Annotated in this window: 13 protein-coding genes; 10 read left to right on the top strand and 3 right to left on the bottom strand. The window is 42.5% G+C overall.

From position 1 onward, the window contains the following. The first annotated feature begins 234 nt into the window (after positions 1–234). The 3 genes from BTR_RS13015 (at position 235) to BTR_RS13010 (ending at position 6106) form a co-directional block, all read left to right on the top strand. A complete protein-coding gene (locus tag BTR_RS13015; RefSeq protein WP_012232330.1) occupies positions 235–411 on the top strand; it encodes a hypothetical protein in 177 nt (58 codons plus the stop codon). Between the two features lie 1826 nt (positions 412–2237). Further along, positions 2238–2426, top strand: a complete 189-nt coding sequence (locus BTR_RS09750; RefSeq protein WP_038474125.1) for a hypothetical protein — start codon at positions 2238–2240, stop codon at positions 2424–2426. A 3524-nt stretch (positions 2427–5950) separates the two neighbouring features. Continuing rightward, positions 5951–6106 (top strand): hypothetical protein, encoded by a 156-nt coding sequence (locus BTR_RS13010; protein ID WP_158305313.1) that lies wholly within the window; start codon positions 5951–5953, stop codon positions 6104–6106. 424 nt (positions 6107–6530) lie between these two features. Here BTR_RS13010 and BTR_RS09730 read toward each other — a convergent pair whose 3' ends face one another. Next, on the bottom strand, positions 6531–7046 hold the full coding sequence (locus BTR_RS09730) for a Rossmann-fold NAD(P)-binding domain-containing protein (protein ID WP_012232329.1): 516 nt from the start codon (positions 7044–7046) through the stop codon (positions 6531–6533). 1010 nt (positions 7047–8056) lie between these two features. Between BTR_RS09730 and BTR_RS12775 the strand changes: the two genes are divergently transcribed. The 7 genes from BTR_RS12775 (at position 8057) to BTR_RS09695 (ending at position 13149) form a co-directional block, all read left to right on the top strand. Continuing rightward, complete coding sequence (locus BTR_RS12775; protein ID WP_149030169.1) at positions 8057–8260, top strand: hypothetical protein; 204 nt, start codon at positions 8057–8059, stop codon at positions 8258–8260. Beyond that, on the top strand, positions 8245–8466 hold the full coding sequence (locus BTR_RS12000) for a hypothetical protein (protein ID WP_145972910.1): 222 nt from the start codon (positions 8245–8247) through the stop codon (positions 8464–8466). Before BTR_RS12775 ends, BTR_RS12000 begins: the two co-directional genes overlap by 16 nt. Before the next feature lie 120 nt (positions 8467–8586). After that, positions 8587–8757 (top strand): hypothetical protein, encoded by a 171-nt coding sequence (locus tag BTR_RS13005; RefSeq protein WP_158305312.1) that lies wholly within the window; start codon positions 8587–8589, stop codon positions 8755–8757. A 358-nt stretch (positions 8758–9115) separates the two neighbouring features. Further along, positions 9116–9676 carry a hypothetical protein gene (locus BTR_RS09715; RefSeq protein WP_038474107.1) on the top strand — a complete coding sequence of 187 codons (561 nt, stop codon included), beginning with the start codon at positions 9116–9118 and terminating at the stop codon, positions 9674–9676. A gap of 107 nt (positions 9677–9783) precedes the next feature. Continuing rightward, on the top strand, positions 9784–10110 hold the full coding sequence (locus tag BTR_RS13000) for a hypothetical protein (protein WP_158305311.1): 327 nt from the start codon (positions 9784–9786) through the stop codon (positions 10108–10110). Between the two features lie 1500 nt (positions 10111–11610). Next, on the top strand, positions 11611–11985 hold the full coding sequence (locus BTR_RS09700) for a hypothetical protein (protein WP_038474101.1): 375 nt from the start codon (positions 11611–11613) through the stop codon (positions 11983–11985). Positions 11986–11997: 12 nt separating this feature from the next. After that, positions 11998–13149, top strand: coding sequence for a DUF6990 domain-containing protein (locus tag BTR_RS09695; RefSeq protein ID WP_012232328.1), 1152 nt, complete (start codon positions 11998–12000; stop codon positions 13147–13149). A 1494-nt stretch (positions 13150–14643) separates the two neighbouring features. On the opposite strand, the gene BTR_RS09685 is transcribed toward BTR_RS09695, so the two are convergent. Then, positions 14644–14967 carry a hypothetical protein gene (locus BTR_RS09685; RefSeq protein ID WP_012232327.1) on the bottom strand — a complete coding sequence of 108 codons (324 nt, stop codon included), beginning with the start codon at positions 14965–14967 and terminating at the stop codon, positions 14644–14646. A gap of 131 nt (positions 14968–15098) precedes the next feature. Then, positions 15099–15410 carry a hypothetical protein gene (locus tag BTR_RS09680; protein ID WP_012232326.1) on the bottom strand — a complete coding sequence of 104 codons (312 nt, stop codon included), beginning with the start codon at positions 15408–15410 and terminating at the stop codon, positions 15099–15101. Positions 15411–17720 lie beyond the last annotated feature (2310 nt).

The following is a 17720-nucleotide window of genomic DNA, read 5'->3' as shown; positions in this document are numbered from 1 at the left end:
GTCTCTATGATTTTTTATGAAGAGATAAATTTTGTGACAGATGAGAACAGATTTATCTCTCTTACCATTTTCTTTTTTTTCTTTGTTCTTTTATGGATATGTATTTTAGCAACGGTTCCTGTTATTATCATCCTTCGTGAAATTTTAACCTCTCGGCTCAACAAGAAGATTCAGCAATTGGAAGAAGTGACTAAAGCACCCCAATCAATCAATTTATAAAAGGAAGAGGATAAAATGCATTACGGTATGGCGGTAGCGTCCACGGTGGTTTTGGTGGGTTTGTTGGGGGGCATTCTTGATTTTTTCTTAATAATACCTATTGCGGCACTGTATATTTCTTTTATCAAGCGTTTGATCTCGTATTATAAGGTTACACGGCAATTAAATGCAGCAATGAAAAAGCGCGTATAACCTTCATTCGTCTCTTCTTTTTCCCACCATCCTTCTCACAACCTTCGTGCTCTTGATAAAGAACACACACCCTGCCTTTACAGCTCCACACTTTTACGATTTTGTTTATTTACAGAAAAGAGTAAAGAGTTGATAACCATTCCAAGACTATTGATCACCAGCCTTTCTCTCAACGTCCCCACACCATTGCAACCTTTCTACCCGTGTCGTATCCAAACCTTTATGCCTTCATATCGTGGGGAGATACAGAGGGCATATTGTTTCTTTCCATTTTACGTTTGCCTTTGTTTGAAGAGGCTAATGCTAATAACAGGTTTAAGCAATAGGTTTGGATAATGAGTTTGGAATGGTTATCAGTTTGCTACTCTTTTCTGTGAATGAGTAAAATCGTAAAAGTGTGGAAACGTAAAGCTAAGAATGCGTGCTTGGTCAAGAGTATGGTGCTCGTGGAAAGGATGGTTGATCGAAGAGGGCGTAAGTGGAGGTGTAAAGGTAAGTGGAGATAAGATATTTGAGAGAGGGTTGTAGTGCTGCGGGTAAAAGATAGAGAGCATTTAGGGAAGAGGCGTAAAGGTTGGAATGGTACGGAAGTGAAAAGGTTACAATGGCATGTGGGAGCATTGGGAGAAAGGCTGGTGATCAATAGGTTTGGGATGTTTATCAGTTTGCTACTCTTTTCTGTAAATAAGAAAAATCGTAAAAGTGTGGAAACGTAAAGCTAAGAATGCGTGCTTGGTCAAGAGTATGGTGGTCGTGGAAAGGATGGTGGGGAGAAGAGGGCGTAAGTGGAGGTGTAAAGGTAAGTGGAGATAAGATATTTGAGAGAGGGTTGTAGTGCTGCGGGTGCAAGATAGAGAGCATTTAGGGAAGAGGCGTACAGGTTGGAATGGTACGGAAGTGAAAAGGTTACAATGGCATGTGGGAGCATTGGGAGAAAGGCTGGTGATCAATAGGTTTGGGATGTTTATCAGTTTGCTACTCTTTTCTGTAAATAAGCAAAATCGTAAAAGCGTGGAAACGTAAAGCTAAGAATGCGTGCTTGGTCAAGAGTATGGTGGTCGTGGAAAGGATGGTGGGGAGAAGAGGGCGTAAGTGGAGGCATAGAGGTAAGTGGAGATAAGATATTTGAGAGAGGGTTGTAGTGCTGCAGGTAAAAGATAGAGAGCATTTAGGGAAGAGGCGTAAAGGTTGGAATGGTACGGAAGTGAAAAGGTTGTAATGGCATGTGAGAGCATTGGGAGGAAAGGGGCTGTGTGGAGAATTGGGTGATGAGAAAGTCGTGTGTAGAGCATGAAATTTGAGGCGGGGGGGGGGAGGGGCGCTGAAAAGATAAGGAAGATGGGATGTCAGTAGGGGGATTTAAAAGAAGGAAAGGAGCGTAGTTTTTTTCTGTGTTTTGGATATTCCTTGATGGTTTTCTGAACGATAGCGGTTGTGGCGCTGTATACTTCTTTTATCAGATGCTTGATATCGTATTACAAGGTCATATGGTCATGAGATGCAGCAATGAAAAAGTGCGTGTAGTCTTCATATCGTGGGGAGATACAGAGGGCATATTGTTTCTTTCCATTTTACGTTTGCCTTTGTTTGAAGAGGCTAATGCTAATAACAGGTTTAAGCAATAGGTTTGGGTAATGAGTTTGGAATGTTTATCAGTTTGCTACTCTTTTCTGTAAATAAGAAAAATCGTAAAAGTGTGGAAACGTAAAGCTAAGAATGCGTGCTTGGTCAAGAGTATGGTGGTCGTGGAAAGGATGGTTGATTGAAGAGGGCGTAAGTGGAGGTGTAAAGGTAAGTGGAGATAAGATATTTGAGAGAGGGTTGTAGTGCTGCAGGTAAAAGATAGAGAGCATTTAGGGAAGAGGCGTACAGGTTGGAATGGTACGGAAGTGAAAAGGTTACAATGGCATGTGGGTGCATTGGGAGAAAGGCTGGTGATCAATAGGTTTGGGATGTTTATCAGTTTGCTACTCTTTTCTGTAAATAAGCAAAATCGTAAAAGCGTGGAAACGTAAAGCTAAGAATGCGTGCTTGGTCAAGAGTATGGTGGTCGTGGAAAGGATGGTGGGGAGAAGAGGGCGTAAGTGGAGGCATAGAGGTAAGTGGAGATAAGATATTTGAGAGAGGGTTGTAGTGCTGCAGGTAAAAGATAGAGAGCATTTAGGGAAGAGGCGTAAAGGTTGGAATGGATAGGGATGAAAAGGTTGGAATGGCATGTGAGAGCATTGGGAGGAAAGGGGTTGTGTGGAGAATTGGGTGATGAGAAAGTCGTGTGTAGAGCATGAGATTTGAGGAGGGCGTGAGGGGCGCTGAAAAGATAAGGAAGATGGGGGACATGTGCGGTGCCGTTTGCTTTTTTATTAAACGTTTGAATTTTACAATGAAATCGCGTGGTCATGAGAGGCAGCGCTGAAAAAGCTTGTATCGTGCTCGTTATGAGGGGTGACATCATTTTAGATCATGCCTTTGTTTGAAGAGTGCTGATGTAAATAATAGGTTTGGGTAATGAGTTTGGAATGGTTATCAGTTCTCTACTGTTTTCTGTGAATGAGTAAAATCGTAAAAGTGTGGAATTGTAAAACCAAAAGGTATGTGCTTTGTTAAGTGCGTGAGGATCGTGGAAAGAATGGTTGATCGAAGAGGGCGTAAGTGGAGGCATAGAGGTAAGTGGAGATAAGATATTTGAGAGAGGGTTGTAGTGCTGCAGGTAAAAGATAGAGAGCATTTAGGGAAGAGGCGTAAAGGTTGGAATGGATAGGGATGAAAAGGTTGGAATGGCATGTGAGAGCATTGGGAGGAAAGGGGTTGTGTGGAGAATTGGGTGATGAGAAAGTCGTGTGTAGAGCATGAGATTTGAGGAGGGCGTGAGGGGCGCTGAAAAGATAAGGAAGATGGGGGACATGTGCGGTGCCGTTTGCTTTTTTATTAAACGTTTGAATTTTACAATGAAATCGCGTGGTCATGAGAGGCAGCGCTGAAAAAGCTTGTATCGTGCTCGTTATGAGGGGTGACATCATTTTAGATCATGCCTTTGTTTGAAGAGTGCTGATGTAAATAATAGGTTTGGGTAATGAGTTTGGAATGGTTATCAGTTCTCTACTGTTTTCTGTGAATGAGTAAAATCGTAAAAGTGTGGAATTGTAAAACCAAAAGGTATGTGCTTTGTTAAGTGCGTGAGGATCGTGGAAAGGATGGTGGGGAGAAGAGGGCGTAAGTGGAGGCATAGAGGTAAGTGGAGATAAGATATTTGAGAGAGGGTTGTAGTGCTGCAGGTAAAAGATAGAGAGCATTTAGGGAAGAGGCGTAAAGGTTGGAATGGTACGGAAGTGAAAAGGTTGTAATGGCATGTGAGAGCATTGGGAGGAAAGGGGTTGTGTGGAGAATTGGGTGATGAGAAGGTCGTGTGTAGAGCATGAGATTTGAGGCGGGGGTGAGGGGTGCTGAAAAGATAAGAAAGATGAAGATCGGTGGGGGAGATGCAAGAGAAGGAAAGAAGCTTAGTTTTTTGGGGGGATGATATTTTTTATTTTCTGCAAATTTGCAAAATTGTGAAACTGGAAAGGGATGCTTTTTTCTCAATAGAGTCGGTGCATCATGACTTTGATTTGCAGTAGTCTTTTTCTGTGCTTTGGATATTCCTTGATGGTTTTCTTAACGATAACTGTTGTAGCGCTGTATACTTCTTTTATCGGTCGCTTTTTACCATAAGGTCACGCGGCAATGAGATGCTGTGCTGAAAAAGTGTGTATCGTATTCGTTATGAGGAGAGATATCATTTTAGATCAAGCCATTCCTTCATGGTTTTGAGGGGTGCATAGGGAGCATGATGTCATACGGTGTTTTTTCATTTTACGTTTGCCTTTGTAGAACATGAGATTTGAGAGGGCGTGAGGGGCGCTGAAAAGATAAGGAAGATGGGGGATATGCGCGGTGTTGTTTGCTTTTTTATTAAACGTTTGAATTTTACAATGAAATCACGTGGTCATGAGAGGCAGCGCTGAAAAAGCTTGTATCGTGCTCTTTATGAGGGGTGGCATCGTTTTAAATCATGCCATTGTTTCATGATTTTGAGGGGAATACTGTTTTTCTTATCGCAAGTTATTCTGGCATCTGTTTGAAGAGAGCGGATGGCAATAATAGGTTTTGGCAATAGGTTTGGGTAATGAGCTTGGGATGATTATAAGCTCTCTACTGCTTTCTGTAAATCAATAAAATCGTAAAAGCGTGGAAACGTAAAGCTAAGAATGCGTACTTTGTCAAGAGCATGGTGGTTGTGGAAAGGATGGTGGGGAGAAGAGGGCGTAAGTGGAGGCATAAAGGTAAGTGGAGATAAGATATTTGAGAGAGGAGCTATAGGGTTGCGAGTAAAAGATAAAGAGCATTTAGGGAAGAGGCGTAAAGGTTGGAATGGTATAGGGATGAAAAGATTGAAATGGTGAGGGAACTGGCGGAAAGGCTGGTGATCAATAGTTTTGGGATGGTTATCTGGTCTCTACTAATCTTTGTAAATATGTAAAATCGTAAAAACGTTGAACTGTAAAGCAAAGGGTGTGTGTTTTGTTAAGTGCGTGAAGATTGTGGGAGGATGGTTGGGAGAAGAGGGTGTAAGTGGAGGCATAAAGGTGAATGGAGACAAGATATTTGAGAGAGGATTGTAGGGCTGTGGGTGCAAGATAGAGAGCGTCTAGGGGACCATTGTAAATAAGTTGGAATGGCGTGTGGGAGCATAGGGAGGAAAGGGGTTGTGTGGAGAATTTTGTGATGGAAAAGTCGTGTGTAGAGCATGAGATTTGAGGCGGGGGTGAGGGGGGCTGAAAAGATAAGGAAGATGGGGGACATGTGCGGTGCTGTTTGCTTTTTTATTAAACGTTTGAATTTTACAATGAAATCGCGTGGTCATGAGAGGCAGCGCTGAAAAAGCACGTATAGCCTTCATTCGTCTCTTCTTTTTCCCACCAGCTTTCTCACAACCTTCATGCTCTTGATAAAGCACGCATTCTTAGCTTTACGTTTCCACACTTTTACGATTTTGCTCATTTACAGAAAAGAGCAGAGAACTGATGAACATTCCAAGCTCAGTATCCAAACCTATTGCCTAAACCTATTATTGGCATTAGCCTCTTCAAACAAAGGCAAACGTAAAATGGAAAGAAACAATATGCCCTCCGTATCTCCCCACGATATGAAGGCATAAAGGTTTGGATACGACACGGGTATAAAAGTTGTAATGGTGTGGGGGCGTTGGGAGAAAGGCGGAGGATCAAATAGTCTTGGAATGTTTATCAACTCTTTACAGTTTTCTGTAAATAAACAAAATCGTAAAAATATGGAAACGTAAAGACAAGGGAGGGGTGCTTGGTCAAGAGCATGGTGGTCGTGGAAAGATTGGGGCGAAAAGCGCGTGAATAAAGGCATAAAGGTTTGGATACGGCAAGGGGGGAACGATTGCAATGGCGTAGGGGAAATTTGGTGATGAGAAAGTCGTGTGTAGAGCATGAGATTTGAGGCGGGGGTGAAGGGTGCTGAAAAGATAAGGAAGATGGGGGACATGTGCGGTGCTGTTTGCTTTTTTATTAAACGTTTGAATTTTACAATGAAATCACGTGGTCATGAGAGGCAGCGCTTAAAAAGCTTGTATCGTGCTCGTTATGAGGGGGACATCATTTTAGATCATACCTTTGTTTCATGGTTTTGAGGGGAATACTGTTTTTCTTATCGCAAGTTATTCTGGCATCTGTTTGAAGAGAGCGGATGGCAATAATAGGTTTTGGCAATAGGTTTGGAATGGTTATCAGTTCTCTGCTCTTTTCTGTGAATGAGTAAAATCGTAAAAGCGTGGAACTGTAAAGGCAGGGATGTGTGGTTTGTTAAGTGCGTGAGGGTCATGGGGGGGAGGATGGGGTAAGGAGGGCGCAAATGGGGGCATAAAGATTGGAATAGTACAGGGGGGAAAGGTTGGAATGGTGGAGGAATTGGGCGGAAAGGCTGATGTAAAGTCATCGATTTTAATGGGGATGGTTATTGGAAATTTGCTTTTTTCTGTAAATGAGTAAAATCGTAAAAATGCAGAACTTTAAAACCAAACGGGCGTGCTTTGTCAAAAAAAGTAGGGATTGAAATTATACATTTTGTTTTTTCATGTGGTGTTTTATGGTGTCCAAGATCTGCTGGCTTATCTCCTTATGGGTTAGCCAGCGTAAACCTTTTGATGTTGTTTGTTGTCCTAAGTGAATGGGGATGAAATCAATCTTGTTTTTGCGCGCGCACTCAATAATCATTTGATCATGAATGTTGGAACCAAATATATGAAGAATACACGGTGGATGAGGCAAAAGAGCCAACTGCTCAATTAACGCGCAAGAAAATGCATGGGCGGGCGAATGAAGCCATAATATGCAATATTTTAGATCACGCCATTGGCTTACGGCTTCTAAAAATTGTGTTCGTGATGTTGCACAATCATAATCCAACGGTATGCACATATGCTGTTTTTGTAATGCTTCAAATTGGACTTTATGCGAAAGAAAGCGGGCTGCAATAATAACTTCTTTTGGCTCTAGCGATTGACACAAAGGAGCAAGCATTCCTGTGCCGCCTACAATGAGATAACGATAGTGCGGATTCTTTTTTTTCATGTCCCCTCCCTCTTTGCTTGAAGCGCGTTGTTTTAAAAATGTGCACTTTTCATCAGAAAGTCATTCACAACCTGTTTGTATCTCTTTCCTTATAACTTGCCAAGTATAACCTTCGTCATATGAGGCAAAATCCTCGTTGGAAGAGGCGATTTGACATTGGAGGGCATACCCGTAAAGCGTGCGCACGCGCAGCAAGAGATGCTCACACGGTTGTGTACATTTTGGGGTGGTTCTCCTATGAGAGATAAGTCCAACAAGGTTATTTAAAAAGGCATTATAGGCTAAATTATCAAGAGAATTTTTTAAAACACTTCAATATGAGCCTTGATAAAGGGGATTTGTGAGAAGAATACCCTCGAGCCGCTGCGATGGTTTTTACAAACTAGCGGACCGTAGCGCTTGGAAATGAGTCTTATCTTGATGATGATCGGGATTTGTTATCGGCAAGGGGGCTCCGCAAATCAACCCAATAAAGGGATGCACCCCGCTTCACGAGGCAATCCGCTAAATAATTGGCTAATATTCATGAAAATTGACGCACAGACCCCAAAATAATTGCTCTATTCAAAAGCTTTCCCCCTTTTTCATGATAAGTTTTATGCAAGGCTTATGGCGGATTGGAAAAAAATGATGCATATCACTCTGCTGTTTATAAAGAGCCATTGTGTTTGTATCGCATGGTGATCGAATGAAGCGACTTTAACAGTATTTTTGAAAAAACAACACCTCAAACTTGAAAGAAAACGTTAGCGCTTTCATTCATGCTAAAACACTTTATCACAAAAAGAGCTGTTGTTTCAGAGGGTGCGTCTATTGGCTTGCAAGATCCCCAATGAAAATGAAAGAGCTCTATTGTGAATGTTTATGATCATTGGCTCTTCGTTGCATGAGAGTGCATTAAAATTTTCTCATCACAAATTTTTTTAGATTGAATTTTTTAGATTGCATAAATCACTTTCTTGCATGTCATGAAATTGGGGTAGGGAGAAATGACTGAGAAAAGAATAAAAATGCCTTTTATGAACATTCTCAAAAAAGTTGTTATGGCAGCAGCAAGAATAGGCTGTTGCAGCCGCCAATGGGGTGGCTGTTCGTGTAGCAGGGTGTTGTTGTCCGTGGAGGCGAGGTGGTGTTTGTGGGGGCGAGGTGGCTGTTCGTGGAGCAGGGTGGTTGTCTGTGGGGACTGGGGTTGTTGTTTGTGGCGGTGGGGGTAGCTGTCCGTGGAGGCGAGGTGGCTGTTTGTGGCGGTGGGGGTAGCTGTCCGTGGTGGCGGGGTGGCTGTTCGTGGAGCAGGGTGTTGTTGTGGAGGCGAGGTGGTTGTTTGTGGCGGCTGGGGTGGCTGTTTGTGGCGGCTGGGGTGGTTGTCCGTGGCGGCGGGGTGTTGTCCGTGGAGCAGGGTGTTGTTGTTCGTGTTGCATGAGAGTGCATTAAAATTTTCTCATCACAAATTTTTTTAGATTGAATTTTTTAGATTGCATAAATCACTTTCTTGCATGTCATGAAATTGGGGTAGGGAGAAATGACTGAGAAAAGAATAAAAATGCCTTTTATGAACATTCTCAAAAAGGTTGTTATGGCAGCAGCAAGAATAGGCTGTTGCAGCCGCCAATGGGGTGGCTGTTCGTGGAGCAGGGTGTTGTTGTCCGTGGAGGCGAGGTGGTTGTTTGTGGGGGGCGGGGTTAGGTGGAGGTGTTATGATGGCGCTGGATAATCCTTTTAAAGCGATGGGGGTAATGGTTTTTTATAGAGGGGATATATTGAGCAGAGTCTTATCGTTATACCCTTCATGAGGACCCATGGCGTGCTTAGGGGGGTATCGTCATGAAATGGCTGTGGAGGGCTGTGGTGTGGGAGTGTTGAGAAGATGGTTTTTTTAACAAGAACGTGAATTGAAGGCATTTAAGGATTGGCAACCAAAATATGCATCACAAGCACTTTGCAATGCACGTATCTTGTGAAGCATTCTATTTAATGACTTCTATCTATTAGATAACTACGGATTTTACTTTAGAGATTATTTGTGTCAAGAAAGAAAAAGAATAACTCATTGCGTAAACAAGGAAGAGCAAATGAAGGGAGAAAATTCAATGGGGGGGCAAAGGCTGCGTTCTTTTGTTCTTGAAGAGACCTTTCTTTCTTATAAAGAGCACAGCATCATTTGCCTTATTTCTATCCTGATTGGGATAGGTCATAGCGCTCTTTTGATGCCCTTAGAATTTAAATGGAAATTGACTGTCGACCAAGATAGCACGCTTTTGGCACTCTTTGTGCTGCGTGAAGTCATCATGGTGTGTGTGTTTGCTTTGATGCCCGTTCTCTTGGTGTTTTATTTCATCTTAACGCGTTTGTTGAAAAAAAAGATTCAGAAGTTGGATGAGGTTCTTCGAGAACGGGTCTTAATGGGGGGGCGACAAAATAATCCCTCAAAAAACGATAGAGAAAAAATAAACCGTGTTTTTATCGTATTCCTTTGCTTTATCGTTTTGTTTGAAATGTTTTTTACGGCGGGGATTATCATGCTTATTCTGGAGTTTTATTATTTTGTCTTCAAGCGCGTGAGAATGTATTGTCGCCTGAAAAAGGAATTGAAACGCGTGAAAGAAGAGCCTAACAGAGCGCTTGCGCAGTGATCGTGAGGGAGAAGAGGCAAGGTTTACGCATTCTCGTGACACAAGAAGAGGGGGGAGAAGAAGCATCAGGCAAAAAGGGGCAAGAAGTCTGAGGGGAAAGAAGCCCATTGTCGTTGGTGATAAGGAGGAGGCTCTTAGCATTTGGAGAGCAAGAGCGTTTTTTTAATCTGGGGAATTTACCACAAAACAAGGGAATGGCATATATCGCACTTTTCGTCGTGCTTAGAAGAACGGGCGTGAGAAAAGAAATATGTTTGTCTAAAAAGGGAAGAGCAAATGAAGGGGAAAATTTCAAAATTTTAACGGACTGCACGATTTTTTTGAGCAAGAGTTTTTTTCTGTGCGAGAATGTGTTGTTCTTTGTTTCCTCTCACTCATCATTGAGCTGGGGAACAGGATTTTCTTTTTTCCAGCTTTGGAACAAGAAAAATTGACAGGGTGGCAGGATACACCCCTTTTTCACTCTTTCTGCCTACTTTGGGAAGTGAGTGTCGTGTGTGTTGTTGCCTTGATTCCAATTATGTTGATTGTTTGCATAATATTGTGGCGTTTGTTGAAAAAAATACTCGAAAATTGAAAGAAATACACCGGCAACGGGGGGAAATAACCCGTCACCAAAAGCATCGGTATAAAAAGGGTGATAGGATAAAAATAGATGATATTCTTGTCATGGTATTTGGTTTCGTACTTCTGCTCGTGACACTTTGGATTGCGTGTTTTCCCATAACGATTTTGGAACTTTATTATGGTGTCTTTAAGCAGGTGAGAAAATATTACTGTTTAAAACAACAACTGAAAAGCGTGTGAAAGAACAGGAGATAGCGTTTGAGGAATCATGAGCGGGCAAAAAATGGTTGAAGAAATGATGAGAAATTCGAGATTGATGGTTATTGCTCTCTATCACATTTTGCCTCTTAAGATGTTTTGATGTTCGTTATGGTTTTGTCCTAAAACCTTGTTCTAAGGAGCAGCGTTGAGGGTGGACTTTTGGGGAAGAAAAAGCTTGAATTGTTGACGGTCATTGTTTAAAGGCAATGCGGTGATTAAAAGCGGTGTGGGGATTAAAGGCAATGCGGGCTGAGAGGTATGAGGTTCTAAAGCCTAGAGTGAGAAATTGGGATTTCCTTCATCGTTTGAGTGGGGAGGAAGGTCAAAGAGTGGTTTTGGGACAGCGGGTGATAGGGGTGTAAAACTTTGCGTATAGGGTGTTTTATTTGATAGGCAGGGCTGTTTGTTGCGCCTTGGAAGTGAACCTTATGGCGTGGTGGATGCCAAGGGAGTTTTCTTGAAAAAAAGGGGATTTTTGGGGGAAGAAGAAAAAGCTTGAATTGTCGACCGCCCTTGATTAAAGGCAATGCGGTGATTAAAAGCGGTATGGGGATTAAAGGCAATGCGGGCTGATAGGGTGTGAGGTTCTAAAGCCTAGAGTGAGAAATTGGGATTTCCTTCATCGTTTGAGTGGGGAGGAAGGTCAAAGAGTGATTTTGGGACAGCGGGTGATAGGGGTGTAAAACTTTGCATATAGGGTGTTTTATTTGATAGGCAGGGCTGTTTGTTGCGCCTTGGAAGTGAACCTTATGGCGTGGTGGATGCCAAGGGAGTTTTCTTGAAAAAAAGGGGATTTTTGGGGGAAGAAGAAAAAGCTAAATTGTAACGATTGTTTACAGATTGGTGCGGTTTGAAAATATTTGACTTTTTGAGTGGGGAGGGTAGTCAAAGCGGGTAAGGCACCGCGAATATTATTACTACTTATGATTTTTATAAATGGCCATAACGGTCTGGTCCCTTTTCTTGATTCCGGTGATATTGCGGTTTTGTATGCATCATCATGCGTAAATTGAAAAAAAGATCCAGAAACGAGAAAAAACAATCTTTGTGCGAGAGCAAATAAGCTCTCTGCTGTGTGGGCTTTTTTAAAGAGTGAGAGGGAATAAATGCAGGAGCAAAATTGGGTATCAGAGCAAGAAGCGCATAAAAGAGCGCATTCTTTTTCGTTTCAGCAAGCGTTGCTTTCAGCAAAGGATTATAAAATTATCTTCGCTATTGCGGTTATCATTGTCATCTGGAGAATGATGCTAGAAATACCAGAGGTCTTAAATTGGCAGCTGACAGGATGGCAATATGTTGTGCATGCCGTTATCCTGAAAACAACGCTTGTCATAATCGGTTGTGCCCTTTTATTGATTCCGGTGATGTTATGGCTTCGTGCCAAAGTGACGTGTGAATTGCAGGAAAATATTCAAAAACTAGACCAAGCGCTCTCTGAGCAAGAGCAAATAAGTTCTCTGTCGCACGGGCTTTGTAAATAATGAGGGGAAAAAATGAACATTGATCCTATCGTCGTACATGTCTTAGATCCCGCATTCTGGGTGATTATTGCTATTTTCATAATTATTATCATGCTTGTTTTGGCTCTTTATCGCTCTGTCTTTAAACGGATGAAAATGAATGTCCAAGTGAAAGGCGCGTTGGAAGAAGTGCTTAAAGAAAATGATCTCGCGCTTCAGCAGTTTTGGAAAGATGAAGGCGTGCTGCAGGAGAGGCGTTTGAAACTAAAGGAAAAGGAACCCTTTGGCGATTATGATGATCATGAAATTCTCACGATAGAAAGTGCAACAGCGCTTTTAAAAAGCTTGGGGTGGTCCGTGGACATTGAGGGAAAAGGAGATTATTTGGCAACGCTCTTTTTACCTGATCGCGAAGTGCAGTTTCTCTATAACGAAGAACAAGTGGAAGACTTTTCACCCTTTGATCGCGGGCTTCTCATTATGAGTGGTATTTTTGCGGCTGCTTGTCAGACCATTAATCCTCATAATTCTGGGGTTTTGCCAACGGTATTTATCAATTTTGTGCCCAATGGATTGCAAATTTTTGAAGAAAAAGTAAGCGTTGCACGTTTTAAAAAAGCCCTTGATAAAACTTTAAAATGGACAATGGAAGATGATTGTTTGCATGAAATACTTTGCTCTCAATATCGTATTCCACCTTGGAAAAAAGACTCTTTAACATGGTCAACGGCTGAAGCAGAGTTGGCTCCTTATGCTTTGCTGCATCTTGGTGCTCTTGTCTTGCTGGGGGATGTGGAGACTTTAGGTTCTTATGACGAACGTTTTACGGCAGGCGAGACGCTTGGCTTTGATGAAACCATTGAAAAAGTTCATCTGGAACGCGCGATGGTAATGGCTCAAGAGGTGAAAAAGGCTGGAAAATTCAGTTACGGTCTGCTGGAACAGGTTGCTCTGATGTTCTCTATAGACGTGGAGGGCTATCAGATTTTTAGAGTGAGAGACCCTAATTTGTGCAATAAAAAACGCACTTTGCATAAAAATTTAGTCGAGGAGAAAAAACAAGAATTAAGGGAACAAGGATACGCTGTGAGTGATAAACCATGTGTCTTTGAAAAAGGGGGCGTAAAATATTCTCCGGATATTACCACTATCAAAGATGGCGAACCTGCATTTATGGATATATAAAAATTGATTAGTGTTCTACGCTTTTGGTGGAGAAATGCTTATGATTTGAAGAAAAGCATTCTTGTTGAAAGGGGGAAGTGCCACCATTGAGATGCTTTGATACCAAAGCAAAATAAAAGGGCTCGAAAGAATCAAGAAGTACAGCATGTTTTAAAAAAATAATCTGCAAATAATTTGATTCTTAAAAATAGGAGCGAATGAATGATGGAAAATTTGTCCTTTTATTGTTTTTTTTAAGTCTATTCTTTTTTAGAAGACGCGCTTTATGCTTTCATTATATGAAAAAAAGCACGCTAGAGATAAGAAAATATTCTGCTGAATAAAAGTAGAATACATCATGATTGACTGCGTAAAATGCTATGGTTTTCAGTGGGGTGATCTTTTACACATTTTGGTGTTTTTTGTAAAAGTGTGTGATGAATATTTGAGGGCAAGATTTTCTCATAGAGCTTATGAAAACACTGTTGTTTCCGGCGTGGGGGTTGAAGCGTGCAAGAGGCGAAAACGATTCAAGAAAAACTAGATTTTTTACGGTTTGACACAAGTTGAGAAATTTCGTCCCTTACGGTGGAGAGTGCTAGGAGAGTGCCCCAGGAGAGTGCCGGGAGAGCGCGCCAGGAGAGTGCCAGGAGAGTGCGCCAGGAGAGTGCCAGGAGAGAGAGTGCCGGGAGAGTGCGACGGGAAAGAGTGCCGGGAGAGTGCGCCAGGAGAGTGCCGGGAGAGCGCGCCAGGAGAGTGCCGGGAGAGTGCGACGGGAGAGTGCCGGGAGAGCGCGACGGGAGAGAGTGCTAGGAGAGCGCGACGGGAGAGAGTGCCAGGAGAGAGAGTGCCGGGAGAGTGCGCCAGGAGAGTGCCGGGAGAGCGCGACGGGAGAGAGTGCCGGGAGAGCGCGCCAGGAGAGTGCCAGGAGAGAGAGTGCCGGGAGAGCGCGACGGGAGAGAGAGTGCCGGGAGAGCGCGACGGGAGAGTGCGACGGGAGAGTGCGACGGGAAAGAGTGCTAGGAGAGCGCGACGGGAGAGTGCCGGGAGAGCGCGCCAGGAGAGTGCCAGGAGAGAGAGTGCCGGGAGAGTGCGACGGGAGAGTGCCAGGAGAGGGCGCCTATGACAAAAGGCAAGTCCTTTGAGGCATGGGGATGTTGATCCGAAAATTTTAGGCTATTTTTGTATGTTTAGGTGTTTTGTTCAGCGAGGCTTGGACGTGAAGACTATGGTGTAAGGTGCCAAGGGAGTTTTCTTGAAAATAGCGGAATTGACTGGAAAAACAGTGAGGTTGTGGCCCCTCATTAATGAAAGCAGTATGGAGTTAGAGCGTGGAGGCTAGGACTTTTGTCTTTTGAAATGCGGGAAAGTAAAAACTGTTGTTTTTTAGGGAAGTAATATTGGACCAATAAAAATAAAACTAAAACAAAGGCCCCATTCTAAAAGGGCCTTTTTATTTAAATTTTATAATATATACAAAATGTATATCATTTTATTATAAGAACTTTTTTTATCCTATATTCTAGCAGCAATGAGCTGTATTAAATATATAACAAGTGAGCCTAAAAAGCTAGCAAAGGCGTTTAATAAATTTCTACTTTTTTCATATATATCATTTATTGATGCTTGTTCTGATGCAGTTCTACCGTTTATTCTCAGTATACTCAATGTATCCGATGGGCTCCCTACAGGTTTAAAAAACTGTAAATGTGTTTTTTCTACAGTATAAGGAGCAACAATAGGAGAGGGCTTTTGATTGACTATATGATCAGACTTTTGAATTGCAAGAGCTAAACCACTTGTGATTGCCCCCGCTATGAAAAAATATCTGATATTCATCGTTTTTTCTCCTATATTTATTTCTATAAATAAATATCGATAAACAAAGGCCATATTTTAAAAGGGCCTTTTTACTTCATTTTTAATATATACAAAATGTATATAATTTTATTTTAAGGGCTGTTTATATCTTATATTCTAGCAGAAATTATTTGCATGAAATATACAATAATCGATCCTAAAAAACTAAATATTGCATTCAATAAACTCTTTCCTTTTTCATGTATATCGTTTATTGATTCTTGTCTGCTATTTATTCTAAGTATACTCAATGTATCCGATGGACTCCCTACGGGTTTAAAAAACTGTAAATGTGTTTTTTCACCAGTATAAGGAGCAACAATAGGAGAGGGCTTTTTATTGACTATACGATCAGACTTTTGAATTGCAAGAGCTAAACCACTTGTGATTGCCCCCGCTATGAAAAAATATCTGATATTCATAGTTTTCTCCTATATTTATTTCTATAAATAAATATCGATACGGATCATATATAAATTCACTTTAAATGCCTATAGTAAAAATACAACAGTCATAAAAAAGAATAAACTTTGTCTACATTTTGACAAAATTTTCTCTTATTTGCCTAAATTAATTCTTTTTGATTCTATTTTTTGGATCTTTTAAAAAAGCTTAAAAGCCCTTCCGGAAGTGGAATCCCGTAAGATAGGTGACAAAAGAACTGCTGAAAAAATTCTTTTTGTGCCATTGAGTAAAGATTTGTAAAAATGAGGGTTCATTAAAATGAGATACGATAAAAGTTGAGTTAAACCCTTGAAGGGAAGGATGCACTCTTTTTACGCCTGAGTGCATCTTCTGTGAGATTGGATACATCCCATAAGGGTAGATGTATTCCATGAAGGGAAGGGTGCACTCTTTATGCAAGGCTAGAGTGCATCCTCTAGAGATTGGGTACGTGCCTCATGAGGGTGAGGCTGTATCCCTTGAGGGGAAGGGTGCACTCTTTATGCAAGGCTAGAGTGCACCCTCTAGAGATTGGGTACGTGCCATGAGGGTTAGGCATGTATCCCTTGAGGGGAAGGGTGCACTCTTTATGCAAGGCTAGAGTGCACCCTCTAGAGATTGGGTACGTGCCATGAGGGTTAGGCATGTATCCCTTGAGGGGAAGGGTGCACTCTTTGAGGGCTAGAGTGCACCCTCTAGAGATTGGGTACGTGCCATGAGGGTTAGGCATGTATCCCTTGAGGGGAAGGGTGCACTCTTTGAGGGCTAGAGCGCATCCTCTAGAGATTGGGTACGTGCCATGAGGGTTAGGCATGTATCCCTTGAGGGGAAGGGTGCACTCTTTGAGGGCTAGAGTGCATCCTCTAGAGATTGGATACGTGCCTCATGAGGGTGAGGCTGTATCCCTTGAGGGGAAGGGTGCACTCTTTGAGGGCTAGAGTGCATCCTCTAGAGATTGGGTACGTGCCTCATGAGGGTGAGGCTGTATCCCTTGAGGGGAAGGGTGCACTCTTTATGCAAGGCTAGAGTGCACCCTCTAGAGATTGGGTACGTGCCATGAGGGTTAGGCATGTATCCCTTGAGGGGAAGGGTGCACTCTTTGAGGGCTAGAGTGCATCCTCTAGAGATTGGATACGTGCCTCATGAGGGTGAGGCTGTATCCCTTGAGGGGAAGGGTGCACTCTTTTGAAGGCTAGAGTGCATCCTCTAGAGATTGGATACGTGCCATGAGGGTTAGGCATGTATCCCTTGAGGGGAAGGGTGCACTCTTTATGCAAGGCTAGAGTGCATCCTCTAGAGATTGGGTACGTGCCTCATGAGGGTTAGGCATGTATCCCTTGAGGGGAAGGGTGCACTCTTTATGCAAGGCTAGAGTGCATCCTCTAGAGATTGGATACGTGCCTCATGAGGGTGAGGCTGTATCCCTTGAGGGGAAGGGTGCACTCTTTGAGGGCTAGAGTGCATCCTCTAGAGATTGGGTACGTGCCTCATGAGGGTGAGGCTGTATCCCTTGAGGGGAAGGGTGCACTCTTTATGCAAGGCTAGAGTGCACCCTCTAGAGATTGGGTACGTGCCATGAGGGTTAGGCATGTATCCCTTGAGGGGAAGGGTGCACTCTTTATGCAAGGCTAGAGTGCATCCTCTAGAGATTGGATACGTGCCTCATGAGGGTGAGGCATGTATCCCTTGAGGGGAAGGGTGCACTCTTTATGCAAGGCTAGAGTGCATCCTCTAGAGATTGGATACGTGCCTCATGAGGGTGAGGCTGTATCCCTTGAGGGGAAGGGTGCACTCTTTGAGGGCTAGAGTGCATCCTCTAGAGATTGGATACGTGCCATGAGGGTTAGGCATGTATCCTATGGGGGATGGATGCACTCTTTGAGGGCTTGAGTGCATCCATAGGGGAAGGCATATCTCAAAAAAATAGAGAAAGCCCAGGAGAGCTGTTTTCTATTTCATCTCTATCGGTTTTTACATTTATTATAGATAATTTCGTCTCCTATATTTGAGAGGGTTATAGGGTGAGACTCACTGATCATGTCATTGTAATGAATATTGAGATCTCTATGATAATTAAGATATTTTTGTGCTTTTTTTTTGTTTTTTTTTTGATTTTCTTAAGTCATGCAAGATTCATGAGGCATTTTCCTACAGTTTGGTTTTTGCTTGTACCAATGGCAGTGGTTTAATATTGTAATTATTTCAACGGTTTTATGAATACCGCCCTTAAAGAATGCTGCTTTATCATAGAATAGAATAAACTGTATCAACTTTTGTATTCTTGGAGC

Source organism: Bartonella tribocorum CIP 105476, from assembly GCF_000196435.1.
GTDB classification, from domain to species: domain Bacteria; phylum Pseudomonadota; class Alphaproteobacteria; order Rhizobiales; family Rhizobiaceae; genus Bartonella; species Bartonella tribocorum.
This window is presented reverse-complemented; position numbering and strand designations above follow the sequence as displayed.